Consider the following 24,508-nt stretch of genomic DNA (forward strand, 5'->3'; position numbering starts at 1 on the left):
TAAGCCACCAACTCAACAAGCATGTAAGCGGCCCGAGTTGGGCCGTAGTCACTTACTTCGGGCCCAACAAGGAGTGGGTCTCCGCACACTCTGGCATCGCAGGTCAAATGCGAGTTGACGGCCATTCGCACCCCATGGTGGACTTCCCGAGCCAAACGGCGGCAGGAGAGGAAGCCGGTGAGAATCCGGCGCGGTCCCGCCACTGTCACCGGGGAGCGCTCTCCCTCACCGCAAGGGGTCACGGCCGTCCGTTACGCAGGATGGCTGGAAGACCGGGAGAGCCGCGGATCCGGGAGCCAGGAGACTTTCACCGCCGGTCACGTCGAGCCAGGGCGCGGACCCTGAGTGAGGACATACCGCCATGCCCGGCATCGCCACGCCGCCATCAGCTCCATCCGTTCGTGTGACCCGCCGCAGAGGCCTGACGGCGGTCTGAGGATGCGTGCCGACCACGCCTCGTACGCGTGCGGCGCCACACTCGGCTTCCTCGTCGACCTCGCCGCGGGCGATCCGCGACGCGGCCATCCGGTGGCCGCGTTCGGGCGCGCCGCCGGGGCCGTCGAGCGGCGGCTGTGGCGTGACCACCGTGGTTCCGGGGCGCTGCACACCGCGCTGTGCGCGGGCGGCGCGGCCGCCGGTGCCGCGCTGCTGGCCCGTACCGTACGCACCCTCGCGGGGCCCCGCCGTACGCCCGACGTCGCGCTGACCGCCGCCGCCACCTGGGCCGTGCTGGGCGGCACCTCGCTGGTCCGGGAGGCCCGGGCCATCGGTGACGCGCTGGCCGCCGGGGACGCCGACGCCGCGCGGGAGCGGCTGCCGCATCTGTGCGGACGCGACCCGCAGGCGCTGGACGAGCAGGAGATCGCGCGGGCGGTCGTCGAGTCGGTGGCCGAGAACACCTCGGACGCGGTGGTGGGCGCCCTGGCGTGGGGGGCCGTGGCCGGGGTGCCGGGGCTCGTCGGCTTCCGCGCCGTCAACACGCTGGACGCCATGGTGGGCCACAAGTCCGCCCGCTACCGCCGGTTCGGCTGGGCCTCGGCGCGGCTGGACGACGCCGCGGGCTGGCCCGGCGCCCGTCTCACGGCGGCGCTGGCCACTGTGGCCGGATCCGATCCGCGCGGCGCGTGGCGCGCCTGGCGCGACGACGGCGGACGCCACCCGAGCCCCAACGCGGGCCCGGTGGAGGCGGCGTTCGCGGGCGCGCTGGGCGTCCGGCTGGGCGGCACGCTGGCGTACGGGGGCCGGGTCGAGCACCGGCCCGTACTGAATCCGGGCGGCCGTCCCGTGACGGCGGCCGACATCCCGCGGGCGATCGCTCTCTCGCGGCGGGTGTCGGCGCTCGCCCTGCTCATCACCGCCGCGGGCCGTTCCGCGGGCGGCCAGGAAAGGGTGAAGCGATGACGCTGGGAGGCGGACTGCTCGTCGCGGGCACGACCTCGGACGCCGGTAAGAGCGTCGTCACGGCGGGTATATGCCGCTGGCTGGCGCGCAAAGGGCTCCGGGTAGCCCCGTTCAAGGCACAGAACATGTCGCTCAACTCCTTCGTCACCCGCGACGGCGCCGAGATCGGGCGCGCCCAGGCCATGCAGGCGGCCGCCGCGCGCGCCGAACCGAGCGCCCTGATGAACCCGGTCCTGCTGAAGCCCGGCAGCGACCGCAGCAGCCAGGTGGTGCTGCTCGGCAAGCCGGTGGGTGAGATGACCGCCCGTGGGTATTTCGGGGGGTCTGGGCCCGCGGCGAAGCCGCTGTCGGGCGCAGTGTCCCCCGAGGAAAAGCTGCACTCGGAGCGGCGGCGCGAAGGGCTGCTGGAGACCGTCACCGAGTGCCTGAGCGAGCTGCGGCGCACCCATGACGCGGTGATCTGCGAGGGCGCGGGCAGCCCGGCCGAGATCAATCTGCGCCGTACCGACATCGTCAACCTGGGCCTGGCCCGCTCCGCCGGGCTGCCCGTCGTCGTGGTCGGGGACATCGACCGCGGCGGCGTCTTCGCGTCCTTCTTCGGTACGACCGCGCTGCTGTCCCGCGAGGACCAGCGGCATATCGCGGCCTACATGGTGAATAAGTTCCGCGGCGATGTGAGCCTGCTGGAACCCGGTCTGGACATGCTGCGCGACCTCACCGGACGGCCGACCGTCGGCGTGCTGCCGTACGCGCACGGCCTCGGCATCGACGAGGAGGACGGGCTGCGCGTCTCACTGCGCGGCACGGTGCGCGAGAGCGTCGTCGCACCGCCGCACGGCGCGGATGTGCTGCGGGTCGCGGTGGCTGCCGTACCGCTGATGTCCAACTTCACCGACGTGGACGCGCTGGCCGCCGAACCGGGCGTGATCGTGCGCTTCGTGGACCGCCCTGAGGAATTGGCCGACGCCGACCTGGTGGTGCTGCCGGGCACCCGGGGCACCGTGAAGGCACTGGAGTGGCTGCGCGAGCGCGGGCTCGCCGACGCGATCGCCCGGCGGGCCGCGGAGGGGCGGCCGGTGCTCGGCCTCTGCGGCGGCTTCCAGGCGCTCGGCGAGCGCATCGAGGACGAGGTCGAGTCGAAGGCCGGGACGGTCACGGGCCTCGGGCTGCTGCCCGTACGGGTCCGCTTCGCCACGGGGAAGACCCTGGCCCGGCCGGTGGGCGAGGCGCTGGGCGAACGGGTGGAGGGCTACGAGATCCACCACGGGGTCGCCGAACTGCTGGACGGCGGCGACGAACCCTTCCTGGACGGCTGCCGGGTGGGCTCCGTATGGGGCACGCACTGGCACGGCTCGCTGGAGAGCGACGGCTTCCGCCGCGCCTTCCTGCGGCGGGTGGCGGCGGCGTCGGGCCGGGCGTTCGTCCCCGCGCCGGACACCCGCTTCGCGGAGCTGCGCGAGGAGCAGCTGGACCGGCTGGGCGATCTGATCGAAGAGCACGCGGACACGGACGCGCTGCTGAGGCTCATCGAGGGCGGCGTACCGGACGGGCTGCCCTTCGTGCCACCCGGGGCGCCGGGAGGAACGGGTTGAGGACACCGGAACGGTCGGTACGACCGGCACGCGACCGCGCACGCACCGTAGGAGGTACCCGAGCATGACCACCACTGCCTACCCGTTCACCGCGGTCGTCGGAATGGACGACATGCGGCTCGCCCTGCTCCTCAACGCCGTCTCACCCGCCGTGGGCGGTGTGCTGGTGCGCGGTGAGAAGGGCACGGCCAAGTCGACCGCCGTGCGCGCGCTGTCCACGCTGCTGCCGCCGGTCGACGTCGTCCCCGGGTGCCGCTTCTCGTGCGATCCGGCCGCGCCCGACCCGGACTGCCCGGACGGACCGCACGAGACCGTCACGGGGGACGCGCGCGCCGCGCGGATGGTGGAGCTGCCGGTCGGCGCCTCCGAGGACCGTCTCGTCGGGTCGCTGGACATCGAGCGGGCGCTGTCGGACGGGGTCAAGGCGTTCGAGCCGGGGCTGCTCGCCGACGCGCACCGCGGGGTGCTGTACGTCGACGAGGTCAACCTGCTGCACGACCATCTGATCGACCTGCTGCTCGACGCGGCCGCCATGGGCGCCTCCTACGTGGAGCGCGAGGGCGTCTCCGTACGGCACGCCGCGCGCTTCCTCCTGGTGGGCACCATGAACCCGGAGGAGGGCGAACTGCGGCCGCAGCTGCTGGACCGCTTCGGGCTCACCGTCGAGGTCACGGCGTCGCGGGACACCGAGGAGCGGGTCGAGGTGGTGCGCCGGAGGCTGGCGTACGACGAGGACCCGGCCGGGTTCGCCGCGCGCTGGGCGCGCGAGGAGGGCGAGCTGCGGGACCGCATAGCCGCGGCGCGCGCCCTGCTGCCCGCCGTCCAGCTGGGCGACCGCGCGCTGCGGCAGATCGCGGCCGTGTGCGCGGCGTTCGAGGTGGACGGGATGCGCGCGGACATCGTGACGGCGCGTACGGCGACGGCGCTGGCCGCCTGGGCGGGCCGGACGGACGTACGCACCGAGGACGTGCGGCAGGCGGCGCTGCTGTCGCTCCCCCACCGGCGGCGGCGGGCGCCGTTCGACGCGCCGGGGCTGGACGAGGACAAGCTGGACGAGGTGCTGCGGCAGTTCGAGGACGACGAGCCGGAGCCCGAGCCGGAGGCCTCTGAGCCCGAGGAAGGCCCCGATGACGACCCCGACGGGCCGGGCGGCGGCGGTTCCGACGGCGGAGACGGCCCCGAGGGGCCCGGCGGCGGCCGTCCGCAGGGCGGCGGGCAGGAGCAGGCGCCGCCGCCCGGCGCGCCGGAGCCGTCCATTCCCGAGCAGCGGTCGGCCGAGCCCGAGGCGGCCGGGGCCGACGCCGAGCCCTCCGCGTCCGAGGAGGGCGGCGGGGCCGGTGGCGGCGGCGCCGAGCGGGCCGCCGTGGGCGCCGCGGACCCGTTCCGGACCCGGCGGCTGGACGTGCCGGGGCTCGGCGAGGGCGCGGCGGGGCGGCGGTCGCGCGCCCGCACCGCGCACGGCCGCACGGCCGGTGCGCGCCGCCCCCAGGGGACGCTGACCTCGCTGCACTTGGCGGCGACGGTACGGGCCGCCGCCCCGCATCAGCACGCGCGCGGGCGGCGCGGGCCCGGGCTGCTGGTGCGCCGGGACGATCTGCGGGAGGCGGTGCGCGAGGGCCGGGAGGGCAACCTCGTGCTGTTCGTCGTGGACGCGTCGGGGTCGATGGCCGCCCGTAAGCGCATGGGCGCGATCAAGGGCGCGGTGCTGTCGCTGCTGCTGGACGCCTACCAGCGGCGGGACAAGGTCGGCCTGATCACCTTCCGGGGAACGGGCGCGGAGCTGGCGCTGCCGCCCACCTCGTCGGTGGACGCGGCCGCCGCCCGGCTGGAACAGCTGCCGACCGGCGGCCGCACGCCGCTGGCGGCGGGGCTGCTGAAGGCCCGCGAGGTGCTGCGGGTGGAGCGGCTGCGGGACCCCTCGCGCCGTCCGCTGCTGGTCGTGGTGACCGACGGGCGGGCCACCGAATCGAAGAAGGCCACGGTGTCCGACGGGTCCACGCCGGTCGAGCGGGCCGGGCGCGCGGCGCGGCTACTCGCGGGCGACGGGGTCGCCTCGGTGGTCGTCGACTGCGAGTCGGGGCCGGTGCGGCTGGGCCTGGCGGGGGCGCTCGCCCGCGATCTGCGGGGCACCCCGATCACCCTCGACGAACTGCGCGCGGACAGCGTGACGGCGCTGGTCCGCGATGTACGGACGGTACAGAACACACGAAGGGCAGCCTGATGCCGCAAGGAAAACCGTCCGTCGTCCCCGACGACGGACTGACCACCCGCCAGCGCCGCAACCGGCCGCTCGTGTTCGTGCACACGGGCGTGGGGAAGGGAAAGTCGACGGCCGCGTTCGGCCTGGCGCTGCGGGCGTGGAACCAAAACTGGCCGGTCGGTGTATTCCAATTTGTAAAGTCCGCGAAGTGGAAGGTCGGCGAGGAGCGTGCGCTGCGCGTCCTCGGCGACTCGGGCGAAGGGGGGACCGTCGCATGGCACAAGATGGGCGAGGGCTGGTCGTGGGTCCAGCGCGACATGGCTTCCAGCGAGGAGGCCGCACGCGAGGGCTGGGAGCAGGTCAAGCGCGATCTCGCGGCGGAGACATACCGGCTCTATGTGCTGGACGAGTTCGCGTACCCCATGCACTGGGGCTGGGTGGATCCTGAGGAAGTGGTGTCGGTCCTGCGGGACCGGCCGGGCACGCAGCACGTCGTCATCACGGGGCGCAACGCCCCGGCGGCGCTGGTGGACTTCGCCGACCTGGTCACCGACATGTCCAAGGTCAAGCACCCGATGGACACCGGTCAGAAGGGCCAGCGAGGCATCGAGTGGTGAGAGTTCCCCGGCTGGTCGTCGCCGCGCCCGCCTCCGGCAGCGGCAAGACGACCGTCACCGCGGGGCTGATGGCCGCCTTCGCGGAGCGCGGTCTGGATGTGTCCCCGCACAAGGTGGGCCCGGATTACATCGATCCTGGCTATCACGCGCTGGCCGTCTCCTCCGCCGGTGGCGGCCGGGCGGCTGGTGGCACGGCGTTCGGTGGTGGGGCCGGGCGGCCGGGCCGGAATCTGGACGCCTATCTGTGCGGTCCGGACCGGATCGCCCCGATGTTCCTGCATGGGGCGGCGGGCTGCGATCTGGCCCTGGTCGAGGGCGTGATGGGGCTGTTCGACGGGGCGGCCGGGCAGGGCGAGCTGGCCTCGACGGCCCAGGTGGCCAAGGTGCTGCGGGCGCCGGTGGTGCTGGTGGTGGACGCGTCCTCGCAGTCGCGTTCGGTGGCGGCGCTGGTGCATGGCTTCGCCTCCTGGGACCCGGAGGTGCGGGTCGCGGGGGTGATCCTCAACAAGGTCGCGTCCGACCGCCACGAGACGATGCTGAGGGAGGCGCTGGAAGGGGCCGGGGTGCCGGTGCTCGGCGCGCTGCGCCGGATGCGCGAGGTCGGGACGCCGAGCCGCCACCTCGGTCTGGTGCCGGTGGCCGAGCGGCGCGCGGAGGCGACGGATTCGGTGGCGGCGCTGGCCGCGTGGGTGCGGGAGGGGTGCGATCTCGACGGGCTGATGGCGCTGGCGGGCAGCGCGCCTCCCCTGTCAGGACCGGTATGGGATCCGGTGGCGGAGCTGGGCCCGGCGGCGGTGGCCGCGGCGGAGGGACCACGGGCGCAGGGCATACGGGCGCGGGGCCCACGGCCGGTGGTCGCCGTGGCGGGCGGGGCCGCGTTCACGTTCTCCTACGCGGAGCACACCGAACTGCTCACCGCCGCGGGCGCGGAGGTCGTGCCGTTCGACCCGCTGCGGGACGAGCGCCTCCCCTCCGGGACCGGCGGGCTGGTGATCGGTGGCGGCTTCCCGGAGGTGTACGCACCGGAGCTGTCCGCGAACGAGCCGCTGCGCACCGAGGTCGCCAAGCTGGCGGCGACCGGTGCGCCCATCGCCGCCGAGTGCGCCGGGCTGCTGTATCTGGCGCGCTCGCTGGACGGCCGCCCGATGTGCGGAGTGGTGGACGCCGAGGCACATATGTCGGATCGGCTGACGCTGGGCTACCGTGAGGCCGTGGCCATTTCCGACACATCCCTCGCCGTCGCGGGAACCCGGGTGCGCGGCCATGAGTTCCACCGCACCACCGTCGAGCCGGGCGCCGGGCGGACACCCGCCTGGGGGCTCGTCCATCCGCAGCGCCGCGCCGAAGGGTTCGCCCCGGGCAACGTGCATGCCTCGTATCTGCATGTGCACTGGGCCGCGGTGCCCAGTGTGGCGGCCCGGTTCGTCGCCGGATGTGTGCCCGCCGCCGGATGACAGAGGCGGTGACCTGACGTGGACCATCCACAGTGGCCGGATCTGGTCGTCGGCGTCGGGGCGGGGCGGGGCGTGTCCGTGGGCGAGGTGGCCGGGCTGGTGGCGGCGGCCCTCGCCGGGGCGGGCCTCGCGCCCGGCGGCGTCGCCGAGTTGGCGACGGTCCAGGCCAAGGCCGGGGAGCCCGGGCTGATGGCCGCGGCCGAGCGATTCGGGGTGCCGCTGCGTGGGTACGGAGCGGAGATGCTGGCCGCCGTCGAGGTCCCGAACCCGTCCCTGGCGGCGCTCACCGCCATGGGGACGCCGGGAGTCGCCGAGGCGGCCGCGCTGCTGGCCGCCGGGCCGGGAGGCGAACTGCTCGTCCCCAAGCGGGCGTCGGAGCCCGGCGGTGGCAGGCCGTCGAGGGCCACCTGCGCGATCGCCCGCCGTATCGCCCGCCGCAGTCCGCAGGACGGCCGAAGACCTGCCGTGGCGTGTCCCGACGGCGCTCAGTAACGTCTCGGGGCGAGACCGCGCTTTGCACCGTGAGACCTGCTTTACCCTGCACCAAGGAGACCTCGTGACGACCCCGCCCGCGCTGCTCATCGCAGGCACCGGCAGCCGAGACGAGCGGCGCGCCGCCGCCTTCCAGGACTTCGTACGGGAGTTGGGCGCGCAGCACCCGGATCTGCCCGTGGCGGGCGGCCTCACCGGCCCGGGCGCGCCCCCGCTGTCCGACGCGGTGGCCCGGCTCGTCGGAGAGGGGGTGACCCGGTTCGTCGTCGTGCCCCTCAGCCTGATCCCGGTGGAACATCCGAGAGACGGGGTCGCCGCCGCGCTGGCCCAGGAGGCGGAGCGGCACGCGGACGCCTCGTTCGACTTCGGCCGCCCGCTGGGCCCGGACCCCCGGCTGCTGCGGGTGCTGGAGCGGCGGCTGGACGAGGCGCTGGGCGGCGGTCGGCGCTCCCCCTCGGACCGGGCGCAGACGACGGTGCTGCTGGTGGGCGACGGGTCGCCGCTGCCGGAGGGCAACGCCGAGGTGCACCGAGCCGCCCGGCTGCTGTGGGAGGGCCGTGGTTTCGCGGGCGTCGAGACGGCTTTCGCCTCGCTCGCCGCGCCGGACGTGCCTTCGGGCCTCGACCGCTGTGTGCGGCTCGGGGCGCGGCGGATCGTGGTGCTGCCGTATTTCCTGTTCGGCGGCGACGCGCTGGAGCGGGTGCGGCAGCAGGCGGAGGGCTGGGCGCTCGCCTATCCGGAGGCCGAGGTGGTGTCCGCCGATGTCATCGGCTCGACCACGGAGTTGGCGGAGCTGGTCATGGAGCGCTACGAGGAGGCGGCCGGGGTGCCCGGGCGGGCGCGGCTCGCCCCGGAGGCGCACGCCCACTCCCACCCGGACCTCCACGCCGATGTCCGCTGACATACCCGCCGGCAAGGCGGCGGACGGGGCGGCGGACGGGGCGGTCCCGGGGTTCGATCTGCGGCACCACGGGGACGCGGAGGTGCGGGGCGCCGACGCCGGGCTGACGGACCTCGCGGTCAACGTGCGGTCCGGTACGCCGCCGCGCTGGCTCAAGGACCGTATCGCCGCGTCCCTCGACGGGCTGGCCGCCTACCCGGACGGGCGGGCGGCTCGCGCCGCGGTGGCCGCCTGCCATGGGGTGCCCGAGGGGCGGGTGCTGCTGACGGCGGGGGCCGCGGAGGCGTTCGTGCTGATCGCCCGCGCCGTCGCGGCCCGGCGCCCGGTGGTGGTGCATCCGCAGTTCACCGAGCCGGAGGCCGCGTTGCGGGACGCCGGGCACGAGGTGGAGCGGGTGCTGCTGGATGAGCGGGACGGCTTCCGGCTGGACCCGGCGGCGGTGCCGGACGACGCCGATCTGGTGGTCGTCGGCAACCCCACCAACCCCACCTCCGTGCTGCACCCGGCCGCCGCGCTCGCCGGACTGGCCCGGCCCGGGCGGACGCTGGTGGTGGACGAGGCGTTCATGGACGCCGTGCCGGGCGAGCCCGCGTCGCTCGCCTCCCGCACCGATGTGCCGGGGCTGGTGGTGCTGCGCAGCCTCACCAAGACCTGGGGGCTCGCGGGGCTGCGCGTCGGCTATGTGCTGGCGGACCCCGAGTTCATCGCCGGGCTTGAGCGGGTGCAGCCGCTGTGGCCGGTGTCCGCCCCCGCCCTGGTGGCGGCGGAGGCGTGCTGCGAGCCCGCCGCGCTGGCCGAGGCGGCGCGGGCCGCCGAGCGGTCCGCCGCCGACCGCGCCCATCTGACCGGTCGCCTGGGCGAGTTCGCCGGGGCCGGGCTGCGGGTGTGCGGTCCGGCGGCCGGTCCGTTCGTGCTGATCCGGCTGCCGGACGCGGCGGCGATACGGGCCCGCCTCCGCGAACTCGGCTTCGCGGTGCGCCGCGGCGACACGTTCCCGGGTCTGGGCCCGGACTGGCTACGGCTGGCCGTCCGCGACCGCGATACGACCGACCGCTTCGTGATCGCCCTGGCCAAGGCCCTGAACGACGCCTGAGCGCCTGAACAGCGCCTGAGCGGCGAAAGGGCCGGGGCCTGCCCGGGCGATGGGAGACGCGCCGGGCAGGCCCAGGGGGTGTCCTGATCGGCAGGACGCCCCCTACGCCGGTACCGGGGGTCGGGGTGGGTCGACCACCGGCACCGGCCGCTGGGTGGGGTTGTGCCTACGCATCACCGCGCGTTCCGGAGGCCCGTCGGCGGCGGGCCATGAACACCGCGCCGCCGCCCGCGGCGAGCAGCACGGCGCCGCCTGCCACCAGGTACGGGGTGGCCGAGCTGCCGCCGGTCTCGGCGAGGTGCTCCGGCTTGGGCTCCGGCTTGGTCTGGTTGACGACCTCCGGCTCCTCCTCCTTGGCCGGGGCGCCGGGCGCCTCGCAGGTGGCGTGGGCCAGGGTGACCTGGCCCTCGACCTCGGAGACGTTGAGCTTGAGCGGGTTCACCGAGACCTTCAGCGAGAGGGCGGTGGCCGCCGCGGTGCGCGAGGTGGTCGCGGTGCGCGACAGATCCAGGTTCACCTGGCCGAGCGTGGGCACGTCGACCTTGGTCGAGCCGCCCGCGGTCAGGGTGACCTTCTTGCCGAGCACGCTGACCGTGCCGAGCAGGTTGGAGTCGGCGGTCGGCTTCTTCCCGGCCGCGCACACGGCCTTCGAGGTGACCTGCTCCACGGTGATGAGCGGCACGCCGAGCAGCCCCGGCACGTTCACCTTGGCGTTGACGAGGTTGGAGTAGCCCTCGGACCGGGACTTGTCCGTGGCGGCGCGGGCCGTGGCCACATCGGCGCGCAGCACGCTGAAGGGGCGGTCGCCGTTGACCCCGGCGACCGTCGCGCTGAGCGCGGTCTTGCTGGCGGTCTTGGGCGCCTGCACTTCGTTCAGCGAGGTCACCAGCGGTGCGGTGACGCTCTTGTTGAGGAGCGAGACGCTCAGGTCGGTACGGAGCACTGCCGCGCTCGCCTTACCGGCGGCGGTGGTGTGGCCGGTCCGGGCGTGTGCCGTGCCCGCGGGCAGGACGCCCAGGACGGAGACGGCGGTGGCTGCGGAGACGGCCGCCAGACGGCGGGCGGGCATGCCGAAGAAGGTATTGCTTGAAAAGGACACGTGAGTTGACCCCCACAGGAGACATGGAGCCGCCGGCGCCTGCCGCGGGGGACTCCACGGGCGCCGACGGCCTCGACCACGCCATATTTGCGCACCGAGGGTAAACAGGCAGACACATGAAGTCCGTTCATCCCAAAGGGTGTTGTTCGCCGAAGCGTTCGATCTCGGAGTGCTCCCGTGCCCCGCTCAGAACACGCGGCCCCGCAGCACCACGTGACGGGGCGCCGTCAGCACCCGTACGTCGTCGCGTGGGTCGGCGTCGTACAGCACGAGGTCGGCGGGGGCGCCCTCGGTGATGCCCGGTCGTCCGAGCCAGGCCCGCGCGCCCCAGGTGGCGGCCGACAGGGCGTCGCGCACCGGGATGCCCGCCGTGACCAGTTCGGCGACCTCCTGGCCGATCAGCCCGTGCGCGAGCGAACCGCCCGCGTCGGTGCCGGTGTAGACGGGGATGCCCGCGTCCCAGGCGGCGCGCACCGTGTCGTAGCGCCGCGCGTGCAGCCGCCGCATGTGGTCGGCCCAGCGCGGGAACTTGGCCTCGCCGCCCTCCGCGAGCCGGGGGAAGGTGGCGATGTTGACGAGGGTCGGCACGATGGCGACGCCGCGCTCGGCGAAGAGCGGGATGGTGTCCTCGGTCAGCCCGGTCGCGTGCTCGACGCAGTCGATCCCGGCCTCGACCAGCGGGGCCAGCGTCTCTTCGGCGAAGCAGTGCGCGGTGACCCGCGCCCCGAGCCGGTGTGCCTCGGCGATGGCCGCCTCGACCGCCCCGCGCGGCCAGCAGGCGGAGAGGTCGCCGCTGTCCCGGTCGATCCAGTCGCCGACGAGCTTGACCCAGCCGTCGCCCCGGCGCGCCTCCGCCGCCACGTAGGCGACCAGGTCCTCCGGTTCGATCTCGTGCGCGTAGTTGCGGATGTAGCGCTTGGTGCGGGCGATGTGGCGGCCCGCCCGGATGATGCGGGGCAGGTCCTCGCGGTCGTCGACCCAGCGGGTGTCGGACGGCGATCCGGCGTCGCGCAGCAGCAGCGCCCCGGCGTCGCGTTCGGTGAGTGCCTGCTTCTCGCTCGTCGCGTCGTCCACCGCGCCATGGGCGTCCAGGCCGACGTGGCAGTGGGCGTCGACCAGGCCCGGCAGCACCCAGCCGTCCAGCCGCCGGACATCCCGCGCCCCGGCCGGACGGTCGAAGGTGATCTTCCCGTCGACCACCCACAGCTCGTCCCGGACGCCACCGGCGTCCCCGTCCTCCGGGCCGACCAGGATCCGCCCCTTGATGTGCAGCACCGCGCTCTCCCTCATGTCACGCACTGTACGAGACGGGACCAGGGCGCTGACCGGCCAATTCCCGGGCGGCGGACGGGCACCACTCGTACAACACGGGGAGCGCTGCTACGCTCACGCAACCCACCGGACGAGGGGCAGTGAGGAGGCCCGCGTGAGCACTCCTACGGATGGCCCGACACCCGCGGCCGCCTTACCGAAAAGCGACTTACGCGCGTCCGGCTCACCGGCCGCCGACGCGCAGGCGGAGTTCCGGGAGTTCTTCGAGCGGCACCACGCCGAGCTGGCCCGCCTCGCCCATCTGCTGCTCGGCAGTTCCGACGGGGCGGACGACCTGGCGGCCGACGCGCTGGTCGCGGTCTGGCACCGGTGGGACCGGGTGCGGGTCGCCGAGCATCCGGCCGCGTACGCCCGGGGCGTGGTCGCCAACCTGGCCCGGTCCCGGATCCGCAGCCTGGTGCGCGAGCGGCGGCGGGTGGCGCTGTTCTCGTCGGAGCGCTCGGACCGGGTGGACGATCCGGATGTGTCCGCGGTGGTGGATGTGCAGGCCGCGCTGGTGAGGCTGCCGTTCCGCAAGCGGGCGTGTGTGGTGCTGCGGCACGCCTTCGACCTCTCGGAGCGGGACACGGCCCGCACCCTCGGCATCTCGGTGGGCACGGTCAAGAGCCAGACCTCCCGTGGCATCGCCGAGCTGGAGCGGCTGCTCGGCCCGCCCGACGACGACACCGAGCGGCCCTCGGCGGGGCCGCAGACCCAGACGCGGGCCCAGACGCAGGCCCCCACGCAACCGCAGTCCCAAGCGCGGCCGCAGGAGACGGTACGGGGGCTCCGCCCCGGCCGTGTGGGCCACGCCGGGCACCCAGGAGGGAACGGTTGATGACCGACCATCGCGACGGCCGGCGCGATGTCGCCGCCGCACTGCGCGAGGCCGCCGACGCGCACCAGCCGGACCGGGCCCGGATGCTGGCCCGGGTCACCGCGGGCATGGCGGACGGCGAGCGGCGGTACGTCCGCCGGGTCCCGGCCCGGCAGTGGACCCGGGTGGTGGGCCCGGCCGCGGGGCTGGCCGCGGCGGTGGCCGCCGCCGGGATCGCGGTGGTGACGACCGACACCGCCGACGGGCCGCAGACGGTACGGACGTCGACCGAACCGGCCGCGCCGCCCGCGGGCGAGGGCGGCGACACGACGAGGCGGCCGGGCGGCGGCACGGAGGACGAGGCTGGTCGGCACACGCCGAGCGCCTTTCCCACTACGGTCGGTCCAAACCATCTCGCCGATCCGGCGGTGCGCTCGCGCGGGGCGATCAACGCCAATTCCAACCCGTACTGGGCGCAGAGTGACATCACGTTCACCAACAGCAAGCCGCTGACGTCGCTGACCGTGGAGCTGCGGGTCGCCGAGAACGGCGGGGTGCGCACCACCGGCTCCTGGAGCACGCTGCCCGCAGGCGACCTGGCCGTCTCGGTACGCTCCGAGGGCGGGGTGCTGGTCTACCGCTGGACGCTCCGGAAGGGGGCCACGGTGCCGGCCGGCCGCCATGTCTTCGCCGGGCAGTACAACCACGCCGAGGGCGACCGGGACGCCGGGCGGGACGGCTACTCCGCCTCCGGCAACGGCCCCTCCGGCGCATTCGCCGTCCGTGGCGACTTTCGAGGCTGAGTTCCGTGCGAGAAGCCCGGCGGAATGAATTCCGGAAGGCCTGAAGATAAATTCGGGGCGTTTTTCAAGCACCTCTTCCCATCTCGTCTTCCCGCTCCCCCGACCTCTAAACGCACTTTTTTTAGTGGCCCACGACACGGTAATTCGGCACCATCACGCCCCCGTTACGCACATGTGACACACTCCACACGCCGACCGTTTCGACCCGGTAACTCCCCCACAAATTACCGCTTTTCAGCGATCTGCCGCGCGTACGCGCGTCCGTGCGTGTTACCACACCGACCCCCCGCTACGTAACCCCTCTCCTCGATGCATTTTTCTATCCTGCTGGGTAAATTGAATTTGCATGACCGCCGCACAAGCAGACCGAGTAGGCGCCCGTAGCGAATTTGATTTGCCGGAGGGGCTCACCCTCGACACACCACACGTCGAGGACGGAGCCGCGATCTGGCGAATCGCCCGCGACTCCAAGACTCTGGACCTCAACTCCTCCTACAGCTACCTCCTGTGGTGCCGCGACTTCGCCGCCACCTCCGTGGTGGCGCGCGACGCCGAGGGCGGACCGGTCGGCTTCATCACCGGCTACATCCGCCCTGAGCGGCCCGAAACCCTGGTCGTCTGGCAGGTCGCCGTCGACCAGTCGTGGCGCGGCCGCGGACTGGCCGCCACCCTGCTGGACGGGCTGACCGCGCGCGTCGCCGCGACGGGCGTCCGGGGCATCGAGACCACGATCACCCCGGACAACACCGCGTCGAACCGGCTGTTCACGTCCTTCGCCGAGCGGCACGGCGCGCCCGTGGAGCACGAGGTGCTCTTCGACGGCGGCATGTTCCCCGACGGAGGCCACGAGCCCGAGGTGCTCTACCGCATCGGCCCGCTCGCGGACCGCGGCTGAGCCCCCGGACGCCCGAGGTCATCGCCGACATCCCCGATTTCCCGCCCCCGAACCCCCTGTACCCCCCGAGGGCGCACGCCCTCACCCCCTCACCCCTCGCACTCATCTCCCAGGAGAATGCTGTGACCATCACCCCGCCCGCCCTGAGCGTCTTCGAGGCCCTGGAGTCGGAGGTGCGCAGCTACTGCCGCGGTTGGCCTGCTGTGTTCGACCGCGCGCAGGGCAGCCACATGTACGACGAGGACGGCCATACCTACCTCGACTTCTTCGCCGGTGCCGGATCGCTCAACTACGGCCACAACAACCCGGTGCTGAAACGGGCCCTGATCGACTACATCGAGCGTGACGGCGTCACGCACGGTCTCGACATGTCGACCACGGCCAAGCGCGCGTTCCTGGAGTCGTTCCAGAACAACATCCTGCGCCCGCGTGACCTGCCCTACAAGGTCATGTTCCCGGGCCCGACGGGCACCAACGCGGTCGAGGCCGCGCTGAAGCTCGCCCGTAAGGTCAAGGGCCGCGAGTCGATCGTCTCGTTCACCAACGCCTTCCACGGGATGTCGCTGGGCTCGCTCGCCGTCACCGGTAACGCCTTCAAGCGCGCCGGCGCCGGTATCCCGCTGGTCCACGGCACCCCGATGCCGTTCGACAACTACTTCGACGGCACGGTCGAGGACTTCCTGTGGTTCGAGCGGCTGCTCGAGGACCAGGGCTCCGGCCTCAACAAGCCCGCCGCCGTGATCGTCGAGACGGTGCAGGGCGAGGGCGGCATCAACGTCGCGCGTCCCGAGTGGCTGCGCGCCCTGTCCGAGCTGTGCGAGCGCCAGGACATGCTGCTGATCGTCGACGACATCCAGATGGGCTGCGGCCGCACGGGTGCCTTCTTCTCCTTCGAGGAGGCGGGCATCACCCCGGACATCGTCACGGTCTCCAAGTCGATCAGCGGTTACGGCCTGCCGCTGGCGCTCACCCTCTTCAAGCCCGAGCTGGACGTCTGGGAGCCCGGTGAGCACAACGGCACGTTCCGCGGCAACAACCCCGCGTTCGTGACCGCCGCCGCGACCCTGGACACCTACTGGGCCGACGGCCAGATGGAGAAGCAGACGCTGGCCCGCGGTGAGCAGGTCGAGCAGGGGCTGCGCGCCATCTGCGAGGAGAACTCCGGTGTCAGCCACCGTGGCCGCGGCCTGGTGTGGGGCATGGAGTTCGAGGACAAGCCGCGCGCCTCGGCCGTCTGCAAGCGCGCCTTCGAGCTGGGCCTGCTGGTCGAGACCTCCGGTCCGGAGAGCGAGGTCGTCAAGCTGCTGCCGGCGCTGACGATGACTCCGGACGAGCTGGACGAGGGTCTGCGGATCCTCGCCCGGGCGGTCCGCGAGACCGCCTGAACACCCTCAGTAACGCAACTGCAGAAAGGTAGCGACTCACCGTGATCGTCCGATCCTTCAAGGACATCGAGGGAACCGACAGGCACGTAAAGGGCGCGTCGGGTACGTGGGAGAGCAAGCGGATCGTGCTCGCGAAGGAGCGGGTCGGCTTCTCCCTGCACGAGACCACGCTCTACGCGGGCACCGAGACGTCCATGTGGTACGCCAACCACATCGAGGCCGTCCTCTGCGTTGAAGGCGAGGCCGAGCTGACCAACGACGAGACCGGTGAGAAGCACACGATCACTCCCGGCACCATGTACCTCCTTGACGGGCATGAGAAGCACACCATGCGCATCAAAAAGGACTTCCGTTGCGTTTGTGTCTTCAACCCGCCGATCACCGGACGGGAGGACCATGATGAGAACGGGGTATACCCCCTGATCACCGAGACCGAGGAGGCATGATCCGATGACCACGGTCACTGACCTGTACCCGACCCGCGGTCCCCTCGAGGTGGCCACGCCCCGCGTGGACCCCGTCGTGTGGTCCGATCCCGGGGCCGAGGGTCCGATGCAAGCGTCCGAGCTGAGCGATTTCGATCGTGATGGCTTTCTGGCGATCGATCAGCTCATCACTCCGGATGAGGTCGCGGTCTACCGCGCCGAGCTGGACCGGCTGATCGTCGACCCGGACGTGCGCGCCGACGAGCGCTCGATCATAGAGCCGAAGTCGCAGGACGTACGGTCGGTGTTCGAGGTGCACCGGATCAGCGAGGTCTTCGCCAACCTGGTGCGCGACCCGCGAGTAGTGGGTCGCGCACGGCAGATCCTCGGTTCGGACGTCTACGTCCACCAGAGCCGGATCAACGTCAAGCCGGGTTTCGGGGCCTCGGGCTTCTACTGGCACTCGGACTTCGAGACCTGGCACGCCGAGGACGGGCTGCCGAACATGCGGACCGTGTCGCTCTCGGTCGCCCTGACCGAGAACTTCGACACCAACGGCGGCCTCATGATCATGCCGGGGTCGCACCGTACGTTCCTCGGCTGCGCGGGCCAGACACCGAAGGACAACTACAAGAAGTCGCTGCAGATGCAGGACGCCGGGATTCCGTCCGACGAGGCGCTGTCCGGCTTCGCCGACAAGCACGGCATCAAGCTGTTCACCGGCAAGGCCGGTTCGGCGACCTGGTTCGACTGCAACTGCATGCACGGCTCGGGCGACAACATCACGCCCTACCCGCGCAGCAATGTCTTCATCGTGTTCAACAGCGTGGAGAACACCGCGGTGGATCCGTTCGCGGCGCCGGTACGGCGGCCGGACTACATCGGGGCCCGGGACTTCACCCCGGTGAAGTGAGCCACCGATCCCCGTGACCGGGGATGGCCAGGGGGAGGGCGTGGGACGCCCTCCCCCTGGCCATCTGCGTTGTGCGGAGCTTTTCCGGTGAGCAGGTCAGCCCTGCTGTTCCCGGAGGCCGTTCACCCGGCGGGGCAGCCCGAGCGGGTTCTCGTCGCGCAGCTCCGGCGGGAGCAGCGCGGGCGGGGTGTCCTGGTAGCTGACCGGCCGCAGCCAGCGCTCGATGGCGGTGCCGCCGACCGAGGTGGAGGTGGAGGTCGTCGCCGGGTACGGGCCGCCGTGGTGCTGGGCGGGGGCGACGGCGACACCGGTCGGCCAGCCGTTGACCAGGACCCGGCCCGCGAGCGGGGTCAGCTCGGCGATCAGCTCTCCGGCCCGGCCCTCGGTGCCCTCGGCCTCGGCGGCGGAGATCTGGACGGTGGCGGTCAGGTTGCCCTGGAGGCGGCCGAGGACGGCGGTGACCTCGGCGTCGCTCTCGTACCGGGCGACGATGGTCACCGGGCCGAAGCACTCCTCCAGCAGCACATCGTGCGGCCCTTCCTCGGCGAGGCGCCGGGCCGGGACGGTGAGGAAGCCGGGGCTGACGCTGTGCTCGCCGCCGGAGCCCGGGGTCACCGGGGCGTCGACGTCCGCCAGCGCGGCGCGCTCCTTGACGCCCGCGACGAAGCTGTCCCGCATGCGGTGGTCGAGCAGCACCCCGGCGTCGGTGTTGCTGACGGCCTCGGTGAGCGACTTGACCAGCGCGTCCCCGGCCGCGCCCGCGGGCGCCAGCACGAAGCCGGGCTTGGTGCAGAACTGGCCCACGCCCAGCGTCATCGAACCGCCGAGCCCGGAGCCGATCTGCTCACCGCGCTCGGCGGCGGCCGCCTCGGTGACCACGACCGGGTTGAGGCTGCCCAGTTCGCCGTGGAAGGGGATCGGCACCGGCCGGGCGGCCGCCGCGTCGTACAGGGCGCGGCCGCCGCGGATCGAGCCGGTGAAGCCGGCGGCGGCGACCAGCGGGTGCTTGATGAGGTCGATCCCCGCGTCGAAGCCGTGCACCACGGAGATCACGTCGGCGGGCAGCCCGACCTGCTCGGCGGCCCGGCGCAGCGCGGAGGCGGCCACCTCGGAGGTCGCGGGGTGGTCGGGGTGTGCCTTGACGACGACCGGGCAGCCCGCGGCGAGCGCGCTCGCGGTATCGCCGCCGGGTACGGAGAACGCCAGCGGGAAGTTGCTGGCGGCGTAGACGGCGACGACGCCGAGCGGCAGCTTGTAGCGGCGCAGATCGGGCCACGGCGGGGTCTGGGTGGCGTCCGCGTGGTCGACGTGGACGTCGAGGAAGGCGCCCTCATCCACGACCTTCGCGAAGGACCGGAGCTGATAGCTGGTGCGGGCCAGCTCGCCGGTGAGCCGGGCCGGGCCGAGCGCGGTCTCCGCGTCGGCGGCCTCGACCAGCGTGTCGCGGGCCTCGTCGAGCAGATCGGCGGCGGTGCGCAGGAAGGCGGCGCGCACCGTACGGTCGGCGAGGGAGCCGCGCGCGGCGTCGGCCGCCCGCACCACCTTGTCGACCTCCTCCGCCGTGGCTTCGACCGCTACCTGCTCGCGCTGCTTTCCGGTTCGGGGGTCGACGCTCCACACTGGTGCTGACACCGCGGATTCCTCCTGCTGTGTTACCCGCTGCTTGCGTCCCGCACATCGGCTGTTGTTCGATATGCTGAACGCTGTCCCGGTTGATGAATTCCATCGGGACTCTATGGCTGGTCGAACAGAGGGGTCAAGGCGATGACAGCTGCCGAGACGGGCGGGGCCCAGGTCAAGTCGGCGGTCCGCACGGTCGAACTGCTGGAGTTCTTCGCCGGCCGGCCCGGCATGCACAGTCTTGCATCCGTGCAGGAGGCCGTGGGCTATCCCAAGTCCAGCCTGTACATGCTGCTGCGCACCCTGGTCGAGCTGGGCTGGGTGGAGACGGACGCGACCGGCACCCGGTACGGCATCGGGGTGCGGGCGCTGCTCGTCGGCACGTCGTACATCGACGGCGACGAGGTCGTGGCCGCCGCCCGCCCCACCCTGGACCGGCTCTCGGACGACACCACCGAGACCATCCACCTCGCGCGGCTCGACGGCACCAACGTGGTGTACCTCGCCACCCGCCAGTCCCAGCACTATCTGCGCCCCTTCACCCGCGTCGGCCGCCGCCTCCCGGCCCACTCCACCTCACTGGGCAAGGCGCTGCTGGCCACGTACACCGACGAGCAGGTGCGCAAGCTGCTGCCGGAGACGCTGAGCCCGCTCACCGAGCACACGCTGACCGACCGCGAGAAGCTGATCGAGGAGCTGCACGTCATCCGCGAGCAGGGGTACGCGGTGGACCGCGAGGAGAACACGCTGGGCCTGCGCTGCTTCGGCATCGCCATCCCCTACCGCACCCCGTCCCGGGACGCCATCAGCTGCTCGGTGCCGGTGGCCCGGCTGACCGGGGCCCATGAGCAGATGATCAAGGACGCGCTGTTCGACGCCCGCGACCGCCTGACCCTGGCCACCCGCCGCCTCTGAGCCTCGTGAGCCACTTGACCTGAGGGAGGACGTCCGTCTCCGCCGCACGGCGGAGGCGGATCACCGGACAGGGCGAGGTGCGGCGGCAGCGGCGTCGCGAGGCTGGTGTCCATGACACAGCCCTTGGTGTACATGACGCAGCCCACCACCGCTCCCCGCCGGGCGCTGCGCGCCATCGCCGTCCTCGCCTGCCTCCCCTACATCGCCCTCAAGGTCGCCTGGATCGCGGGGAGTTACGTCGGCATCCCCGAGGGCAGCGATCTGCGCCGCCCGGAGGAGCGCCCCGTCCTGCTCGCCTTCAACGGGGTCTCCGTCCTGATGGACGCCGCCGTCGTCGTCCTCGCCCTGCTCCTCACCCGCCCCTGGGGCGCTCGGGTCCCGGCCTGGCTGCTGGCGCTGCCCGTGTGGTGCGCGGGTGGGCTGCTCGCGCCGATCATGACCGGCTTTCCGGCCCAGCTGCTCGTCAAGGCGCTCGGCGGCGGCGCCGGTGCGGGCGCGGTCGCCGACGACAGCCGGTTCCTCGCCGACTGGGTCTTCGGGCTGGTCTACGGCGGGTTCATCGTCCAGGGCCTCGCCCTCGGCGCCCTGTTCACGCTGTACGCCCGCGACCGCTGGGGCCATCTGTGGCGCGGCCGGATCGCCGATCTGCCCGCCGACAGCCCCACGCGCGGCGCCCAGCGCCTCACCGCCGTGGTCGCCACGGTGCTCGCCGTGCCGCCCGCCGCGACCCACGCGCTGTGGGCGGGCGGTTCGACGGCCGGGCTGTCCGCCGCCCGGGCCGCGGACCGGACGAGCGACTTCTACGTCCTGGAGGCGATGTACGTCGTCTTCGCGCTCGCCACCGCCGCGGGCGCCCTGACGCTGGCCTTCCGCGCCGGACACCGCCTCCGGCTCGTGGTCCCGCTGGGCCTGGCCTGGATCGGGTCCGGGACGCTGGCCTGCTGGGGCGCGTGGCTCACGCTGACCGGTCTGGCCTCGGGGGACGGCGCGAAGGCGCCGAGCGCGGTGATGAACATGACCTACGCTGTGCAGATGATCGTGGGCTTGCTGGTCCTCACGGCCGGGGCGTACTTCCTCGCCGAGCGGGGCGCGCAGACGTCGAAAGCCCCGGTTTCCCCGCGCACGCTGGAGCCGCTGCCCCTGTGACCCGCACCCGATGGCGACGATGGGCCCGCGCGGCCCTCGGGCGACGCGCCCGGACGCGCTGGGTCCATCTGGTGCTCGGCGGCGCGCTGTTGATGCCGTATTTCCTGCTCACCACGGTCCTCCTCGGGTCGGTGCTCCGCACCCCCGGCCTCCTCACCTCCTTCCCCTGGCAGCTGCTCGCCTTCGTCGCGGCCCTCCCGCTCGCCGCGCTGACCGCGCTCTTCCCCCTCGTACGCCCCCTGGAGGTCACCGCCGCGCGGGCGCTGTGCGGACTGCCGGAGTCCGCCGAACTCGCCGCCGGGCCCGCCGTCTCGTGGGACGCGCGCCAGCGCACCGCCCTCTGGTACGCGCTGCATCTGGCGGTCGGCGGGCTGGTCAGCGGCCTCACCCTGGCCGTGCCGCCCGCCGCGCTGCTGCTGATCGCGCTGCCGGTGAGCGGGCCGTCGTACGGGGCGGAGCTGGGCTGGCCGGGTGCCTTCGCCGGGGGCCGGGTCGCGCTGGCGCCCGCCGCCGGGGTGCTGCTGCTGGCGGGGCTGGTGGTGGTCGCGGCGGGCGCCGGGGCGCTGCTGGCCCGCTGTGCGCCCGTACTCCTCGGGCCCGCCCCGGCCGACCGGCTGGCCGCCGCCGAGGAGCGGGCGGCCCGGCTCGCCTCCCGTAACCGCCTCGCCCGCGAGCTGCACGACTCGGTCGGGCACGCGCTCAGCGCGGTGACGCTCCAGGCGGGCGCGGCCCGCCGGGTCCTGGACGCCGATCCGGGCTTCGCCCGGGAGGCGCTGGAGGCGATCGAGGAGACGACGCGTGGCGCGGTGGCCGAACTCGACAGTGTGCTGGGCCTGTTGCGCGAGGAGTCCGAGGGGACCGGGCCGGGACGGGCCGCGCCCTCCCCCTCCCCCACCCTCGCCGACCTGGACGGGCTGCTGGCCCGTACCCGCGCCGCGGGCGTCACCGTCGACCTCGGCGGGCCCCCGCCGGACGGGCTGCCCGGTCTGCCGCCGGTCATCTCCCGCGAGGCGTACCGCATCGTGCAGGAGGGGCTGAGCAACGCCCTGCGCCACGCCGGACCGGTGCCGGTGCGGGTGCGGATGACCATGAACGGCGGCGAGTTGGAGATCAGGATGGAGAACCCGGTGAGCGGGTCGGATGCCCGGGCGCGCCACCCCGGCGGCGGCCGGGGCTTGCGCGGTATCGCCGAGCGCGCGGCGCTGCTGCGCGGCAGCTGCGCCTGGGGCGCGGAGGCGGGCCGGTGGCGGCTGACGGTCCGGCTCCCCCTGGGGGCCGCCCGGTGACCACGGCGCCGACGCCCCTGCGGATCGTGCTGGCCGACGACGAGCGCCTGGTCCGCACCGCGCTGCGCGCGATCCTCTCCGGCGAACCGGACCTGGAGGTCGTCGGCGAGGCGGGCAGCGGCGCGGAGGCCGTCCCGCTGGTGCGCGAACTGCGCCCGGACATCGTGCTGATGGACGTCCGGATGCCGGACATCGACGGCATCCGCGCCACCGAGCAGATCCTGCGGACCGTACCGGAGCCGCCGCGGATCATCGTGGTGACCACCTTCGAGAACGACGCGTACGTGTACGACGCGCTGCGCGCCGGGGCCAGCGGCTTCCTGCTCAAGCGGGCCCGCGCGGACGATCTCGTCCAGGCGGTGCGGCTGGTCGCGCGCAGCGACTCGCTGCTCTTCCCGGCCGCCGTACGGGCCCTGGCCGCCGAACACGCCGCCGCGAGCGGTCGCGGCGCGGCGGCCCGCGCCCTGCGCGACCGCCTCTCGGAGCAGGAGGCGAAGGTGCTGCGGCTGATGGCCACCGGCCTGTCGAACGCCGAGATCGCCGACCGGCTGGCGGTGGGCCCGGCGACCGTGAAGACCCATGTCGCCGCCGTGCTCGGCAAGCTCGGCGTCCGGGACCGCACCCAGGCGGTGATCGCGGCGTACGAACGCGGTTTCGTCACTCCGGGCTGAGACAGGGCTGATACAGGGCTGACATCCGGCGCTCGAAGTGGTCTTCTGTGGCCACTGCCGAGAGAGGAGACCGCCATGGAGTACGCACGACTGGGCATGTCGGGGATCAAGGTGTCACGGATCTGCCTGGGCATGATGAGCTACGGCGACCCCTCGTACCGGGCGTGGCAGCTGGACCTCGACGCGTCCCGGCCGATCGTGCGGCGGGCGGTGGAGAGCGGGGTGACGTTCTTCGACACGGCCGACATGTACGCGGTCGGCCGCAGCGAGGAGATCACCGGCGAGCTGCTGGCCGAGTGCTTTCCGCACCGCGACGACTATGTGCTGGCCACCAAGGTCTACAACCCGATGGGCCCGGGCCCCAACGACCGGGGCCTCTCCCGCAAGCACATCCTGGCCGGGATCGACGCCTCGCTGCGGCGGCTGGGCACCGATCATGTGGACCTGTACCAGATCCACCGCTACGACCACGAGACGCCCATCGAGGAGACGATGGAGGCGCTGCACGACGTAGTGCGCGCCGGGAAGGCCCGCTACATCGGCGCGTCCTCGATGTACGCGTGGCAGTTCGCGAAGGCCCAGCACACGGCGGATGCGCATGGCTGGACGCGGTTCGTCTCCATGCAGAACCACTACAACCTGCTGTACCGGGAGGAGGAGCGCGAGATGAACCCGCTCTGCCTCGACCAGGGCGTCGGCGTCATCCCGTGGAGCCCGCTCGCCCGCGGCCTGCTGGCCGGTACCCGCGACCGCGACCGCACCGGCCCCACGACCCGCGCCGCCAACGACCCCCTGGTCGAGCGGTGGTACGCGGACGCCGACTTCGACATCGTCGACGTGGTCCGCGAGGTCGCCGCGGAACGCGGCGTCTCCCCCGCCCGGATAGCCCTGGCCTGGCTCCTCAGCCGCCCCGCCGTGACCGCCCCCGTCGTCGGCGCCACGAAGACGTCCCACCTGGACGACGCGGTGGCGGCGGTGGACCTGACCCTCACGGAGTCCGAGACCACCCGCCTGGAGACCCCTTACCGCCCCCGCCCCATCCAGGGCCACCAATAGCCCAAGCCGTGCGTTTCCCCACCCCGCCCCTTCCCGAACCAGGGGCTCCGCCCCTTGGACCCCAGCCCTGCCGCCCACACGCGGGTGGCGGGGGCTGGGCGCCCGCGAGCGACGGTTGCGGCCGGGTCACCGGGGACAAACCGGCCCGGTGGGTGCGCGGGGGGCGCCGGGAAGGGGCGGTCCGAGGCCCGGCAGGGCCAGGACGCGAGGGGCGCAACCCTACGTTCGGGAAGGGGCGGGCTGGGGAAACACACCGCCCGCGCGCGAGCCCCAGGCCCGGCAGGGGCACCGGGACGCGAGGGCCGCAGCCCCACGTTCGGGAAGGGACGGGGTGGGGAAAACACACCCGCCACCCCACCGCCCTGCGGCGGGGGAAGGGAGAGTCGATGTCGCGGGTGTCCGAGTGGAGCAGCCCC

Annotated in this window: 22 protein-coding genes and 1 riboswitch; of the genes, 19 read left to right on the forward strand and 3 right to left on the reverse strand. The window is 73.3% G+C overall.

Features of this window, described 5'->3' with window-relative positions; genetic code table 11:
* The first annotated feature begins 166 nt into the window (after nt 1–166).
* Nucleotides 167–307: riboswitch (cobalamin riboswitch) on the forward strand.
* Between the two features lie 131 nt (nt 308–438).
* The 8 genes from ACFV9T_RS40350 to cobC all read left to right on the forward strand — a co-directional run bounded on the left by ACFV9T_RS40350 (nt 439) and on the right by cobC (nt 9,750).
* A complete protein-coding gene (locus ACFV9T_RS40350) occupies nt 439–1,401 on the forward strand; it encodes a cobalamin biosynthesis protein (RefSeq protein WP_385448216.1) in 963 nt (320 codons plus the stop codon).
* On the forward strand, nt 1,398–2,993 hold the full coding sequence (locus ACFV9T_RS40355; protein ID WP_385448219.1) for a cobyric acid synthase: 1,596 nt from the start codon (nt 1,398–1,400) through the stop codon (nt 2,991–2,993). Before ACFV9T_RS40350 ends, ACFV9T_RS40355 begins: the two co-directional genes overlap by 4 nt.
* Before the next feature lie 64 nt (nt 2,994–3,057).
* Nucleotides 3,058–5,214 (forward strand): putative cobaltochelatase, encoded by a 2,157-nt coding sequence (locus ACFV9T_RS40360; RefSeq protein WP_385448222.1) that lies wholly within the window; start codon nt 3,058–3,060, stop codon nt 5,212–5,214.
* Nucleotides 5,214–5,810: a cob(I)yrinic acid a,c-diamide adenosyltransferase gene (cobO, locus tag ACFV9T_RS40365; protein WP_385448225.1), complete on the forward strand. Its 597-nt coding sequence runs from the start codon at nt 5,214–5,216 to the stop codon at nt 5,808–5,810. Before ACFV9T_RS40360 ends, cobO begins: the two co-directional genes overlap by 1 nt.
* On the forward strand, nt 5,804–7,264 hold the full coding sequence (locus tag ACFV9T_RS40370; RefSeq protein ID WP_385448228.1) for a cobyrinate a,c-diamide synthase: 1,461 nt from the start codon (nt 5,804–5,806) through the stop codon (nt 7,262–7,264). The genes cobO and ACFV9T_RS40370 overlap by 7 nt, the downstream gene beginning before the upstream one ends.
* Before the next feature lie 18 nt (nt 7,265–7,282).
* Nucleotides 7,283–7,756: a cobalamin biosynthesis protein gene (locus ACFV9T_RS40375; protein ID WP_385448231.1), complete on the forward strand. Its 474-nt coding sequence runs from the start codon at nt 7,283–7,285 to the stop codon at nt 7,754–7,756.
* Nucleotides 7,757–7,820: 64 nt separating this feature from the next.
* Complete coding sequence (locus ACFV9T_RS40380) at nt 7,821–8,657, forward strand: sirohydrochlorin chelatase (protein WP_385448234.1); 837 nt, start codon at nt 7,821–7,823, stop codon at nt 8,655–8,657.
* Nucleotides 8,647–9,750, forward strand: coding sequence for an Rv2231c family pyridoxal phosphate-dependent protein CobC (gene cobC / locus ACFV9T_RS40385; RefSeq protein WP_385448237.1), 1,104 nt, complete (start codon nt 8,647–8,649; stop codon nt 9,748–9,750). The genes ACFV9T_RS40380 and cobC overlap by 11 nt, the downstream gene beginning before the upstream one ends.
* Before the next feature lie 166 nt (nt 9,751–9,916).
* Here cobC and ACFV9T_RS40390 read toward each other — a convergent pair whose 3' ends face one another.
* Nucleotides 9,917–10,819, reverse strand: coding sequence for an SCO1860 family LAETG-anchored protein (locus ACFV9T_RS40390; RefSeq protein ID WP_385448240.1), 903 nt, complete (start codon nt 10,817–10,819; stop codon nt 9,917–9,919).
* A gap of 216 nt (nt 10,820–11,035) precedes the next feature.
* Complete coding sequence (locus ACFV9T_RS40395; protein ID WP_385448243.1) at nt 11,036–12,139, reverse strand: amidohydrolase family protein; 1,104 nt, start codon at nt 12,137–12,139, stop codon at nt 11,036–11,038.
* A gap of 136 nt (nt 12,140–12,275) precedes the next feature.
* Here ACFV9T_RS40395 and ACFV9T_RS40400 point away from each other — a divergent pair, with 136 nt between their 5' ends.
* The 6 genes from ACFV9T_RS40400 (at nt 12,276) to thpD (ending at nt 17,398) form a co-directional block, all read left to right on the forward strand.
* A complete protein-coding gene (locus ACFV9T_RS40400; protein ID WP_385448245.1) occupies nt 12,276–12,998 on the forward strand; it encodes a SigE family RNA polymerase sigma factor in 723 nt (240 codons plus the stop codon).
* Nucleotides 12,998–13,780, forward strand: a complete 783-nt coding sequence (locus ACFV9T_RS40405) for a hypothetical protein (RefSeq protein ID WP_385448250.1) — start codon at nt 12,998–13,000, stop codon at nt 13,778–13,780. The genes ACFV9T_RS40400 and ACFV9T_RS40405 overlap by 1 nt, the downstream gene beginning before the upstream one ends.
* 346 nt (nt 13,781–14,126) lie before the next feature.
* On the forward strand, nt 14,127–14,675 hold the full coding sequence (gene ectA, locus ACFV9T_RS40410; protein ID WP_385448253.1) for a diaminobutyrate acetyltransferase: 549 nt from the start codon (nt 14,127–14,129) through the stop codon (nt 14,673–14,675).
* Between the two features lie 122 nt (nt 14,676–14,797).
* Entirely contained in the window at nt 14,798–16,060 is a 1,263-nt protein-coding gene (gene ectB, locus ACFV9T_RS40415) for a diaminobutyrate--2-oxoglutarate transaminase (RefSeq protein ID WP_385448256.1), read from the forward strand.
* A gap of 41 nt (nt 16,061–16,101) precedes the next feature.
* Nucleotides 16,102–16,506 (forward strand): ectoine synthase, encoded by a 405-nt coding sequence (locus ACFV9T_RS40420; protein WP_385448258.1) that lies wholly within the window; start codon nt 16,102–16,104, stop codon nt 16,504–16,506.
* Between the two features lie 4 nt (nt 16,507–16,510).
* Nucleotides 16,511–17,398, forward strand: coding sequence for an ectoine hydroxylase (gene thpD / locus ACFV9T_RS40425; protein ID WP_385448260.1), 888 nt, complete (start codon nt 16,511–16,513; stop codon nt 17,396–17,398).
* Between the two features lie 96 nt (nt 17,399–17,494).
* On the opposite strand, the gene ACFV9T_RS40430 is transcribed toward thpD, so the two are convergent.
* A complete protein-coding gene (locus ACFV9T_RS40430) occupies nt 17,495–19,030 on the reverse strand; it encodes an aldehyde dehydrogenase (NADP(+)) (RefSeq protein ID WP_385448262.1) in 1,536 nt (511 codons plus the stop codon).
* Nucleotides 19,031–19,162: 132 nt separating this feature from the next.
* On the opposite strand from ACFV9T_RS40430, the gene ACFV9T_RS40435 reads away from it, so the two are divergent.
* From ACFV9T_RS40435 to ACFV9T_RS40455, 5 genes are all read left to right on the forward strand, one after another.
* Entirely contained in the window at nt 19,163–19,933 is a 771-nt protein-coding gene (locus ACFV9T_RS40435; RefSeq protein WP_385448265.1) for an IclR family transcriptional regulator, read from the forward strand.
* A 111-nt stretch (nt 19,934–20,044) separates the two neighbouring features.
* A complete protein-coding gene (locus tag ACFV9T_RS40440; RefSeq protein WP_385448267.1) occupies nt 20,045–21,079 on the forward strand; it encodes a hypothetical protein in 1,035 nt (344 codons plus the stop codon).
* Nucleotides 21,076–22,365 carry a sensor histidine kinase gene (locus ACFV9T_RS40445; RefSeq protein ID WP_385448269.1) on the forward strand — a complete coding sequence of 430 codons (1,290 nt, stop codon included), beginning with the start codon at nt 21,076–21,078 and terminating at the stop codon, nt 22,363–22,365. The genes ACFV9T_RS40440 and ACFV9T_RS40445 overlap by 4 nt, the downstream gene beginning before the upstream one ends.
* Nucleotides 22,362–23,036, forward strand: a complete 675-nt coding sequence (locus ACFV9T_RS40450; protein WP_385448272.1) for a response regulator — start codon at nt 22,362–22,364, stop codon at nt 23,034–23,036. Before ACFV9T_RS40445 ends, ACFV9T_RS40450 begins: the two co-directional genes overlap by 4 nt.
* Nucleotides 23,037–23,111: 75 nt before the next feature.
* Nucleotides 23,112–24,092 (forward strand): aldo/keto reductase, encoded by a 981-nt coding sequence (locus tag ACFV9T_RS40455; RefSeq protein WP_385448275.1) that lies wholly within the window; start codon nt 23,112–23,114, stop codon nt 24,090–24,092.
* The last annotated feature ends 416 nt before the right edge of the window (nt 24,093–24,508 follow it).

This window comes from Streptomyces sp. NPDC059850 (genome assembly GCF_042731515.1).
Lineage (GTDB): Bacteria > Actinomycetota > Actinomycetes > Streptomycetales > Streptomycetaceae > Streptomyces.

Bases quoted from the DNA above. Each gene is read 5' to 3' on its own strand.
- ACFV9T_RS40440 (WP_385448267.1), top strand. From the start codon at position 20,045: ATGACACAGCCCTTGGTGTACATGACGCAGCCCACCACCGCTCCCCGC.
- ACFV9T_RS40395 (WP_385448243.1), bottom strand. From the start codon at position 12,139: ATGAGGGAGAGCGCGGTGCTGCACATCAAGGGGCGGATCCTGGTCGGC.
- ACFV9T_RS40360 (WP_385448222.1), top strand. From the start codon at position 3,058: ATGACCACCACTGCCTACCCGTTCACCGCGGTCGTCGGAATGGACGAC.
- ACFV9T_RS40355 (WP_385448219.1), top strand. From the start codon at position 1,398: ATGACGCTGGGAGGCGGACTGCTCGTCGCGGGCACGACCTCGGACGCC.
- ACFV9T_RS40435 (WP_385448265.1), top strand. From the start codon at position 19,163: ATGACAGCTGCCGAGACGGGCGGGGCCCAGGTCAAGTCGGCGGTCCGC.
- ACFV9T_RS40455 (WP_385448275.1), top strand. From the start codon at position 23,112: ATGGAGTACGCACGACTGGGCATGTCGGGGATCAAGGTGTCACGGATC.
- ACFV9T_RS40405 (WP_385448250.1), top strand. From the start codon at position 12,998: ATGACCGACCATCGCGACGGCCGGCGCGATGTCGCCGCCGCACTGCGC.
- ectA (WP_385448253.1), top strand. From the start codon at position 14,127: ATGACCGCCGCACAAGCAGACCGAGTAGGCGCCCGTAGCGAATTTGAT.
- cobC (WP_385448237.1), top strand. From the start codon at position 8,647: ATGTCCGCTGACATACCCGCCGGCAAGGCGGCGGACGGGGCGGCGGAC.
- ACFV9T_RS40350 (WP_385448216.1), top strand. From the start codon at position 439: ATGCGTGCCGACCACGCCTCGTACGCGTGCGGCGCCACACTCGGCTTC.
- cobO (WP_385448225.1), top strand. From the start codon at position 5,214: ATGCCGCAAGGAAAACCGTCCGTCGTCCCCGACGACGGACTGACCACC.
- ACFV9T_RS40390 (WP_385448240.1), bottom strand. From the start codon at position 10,819: ATGCCCGCCCGCCGTCTGGCGGCCGTCTCCGCAGCCACCGCCGTCTCC.
- thpD (WP_385448260.1), top strand. From the start codon at position 16,511: ATGACCACGGTCACTGACCTGTACCCGACCCGCGGTCCCCTCGAGGTG.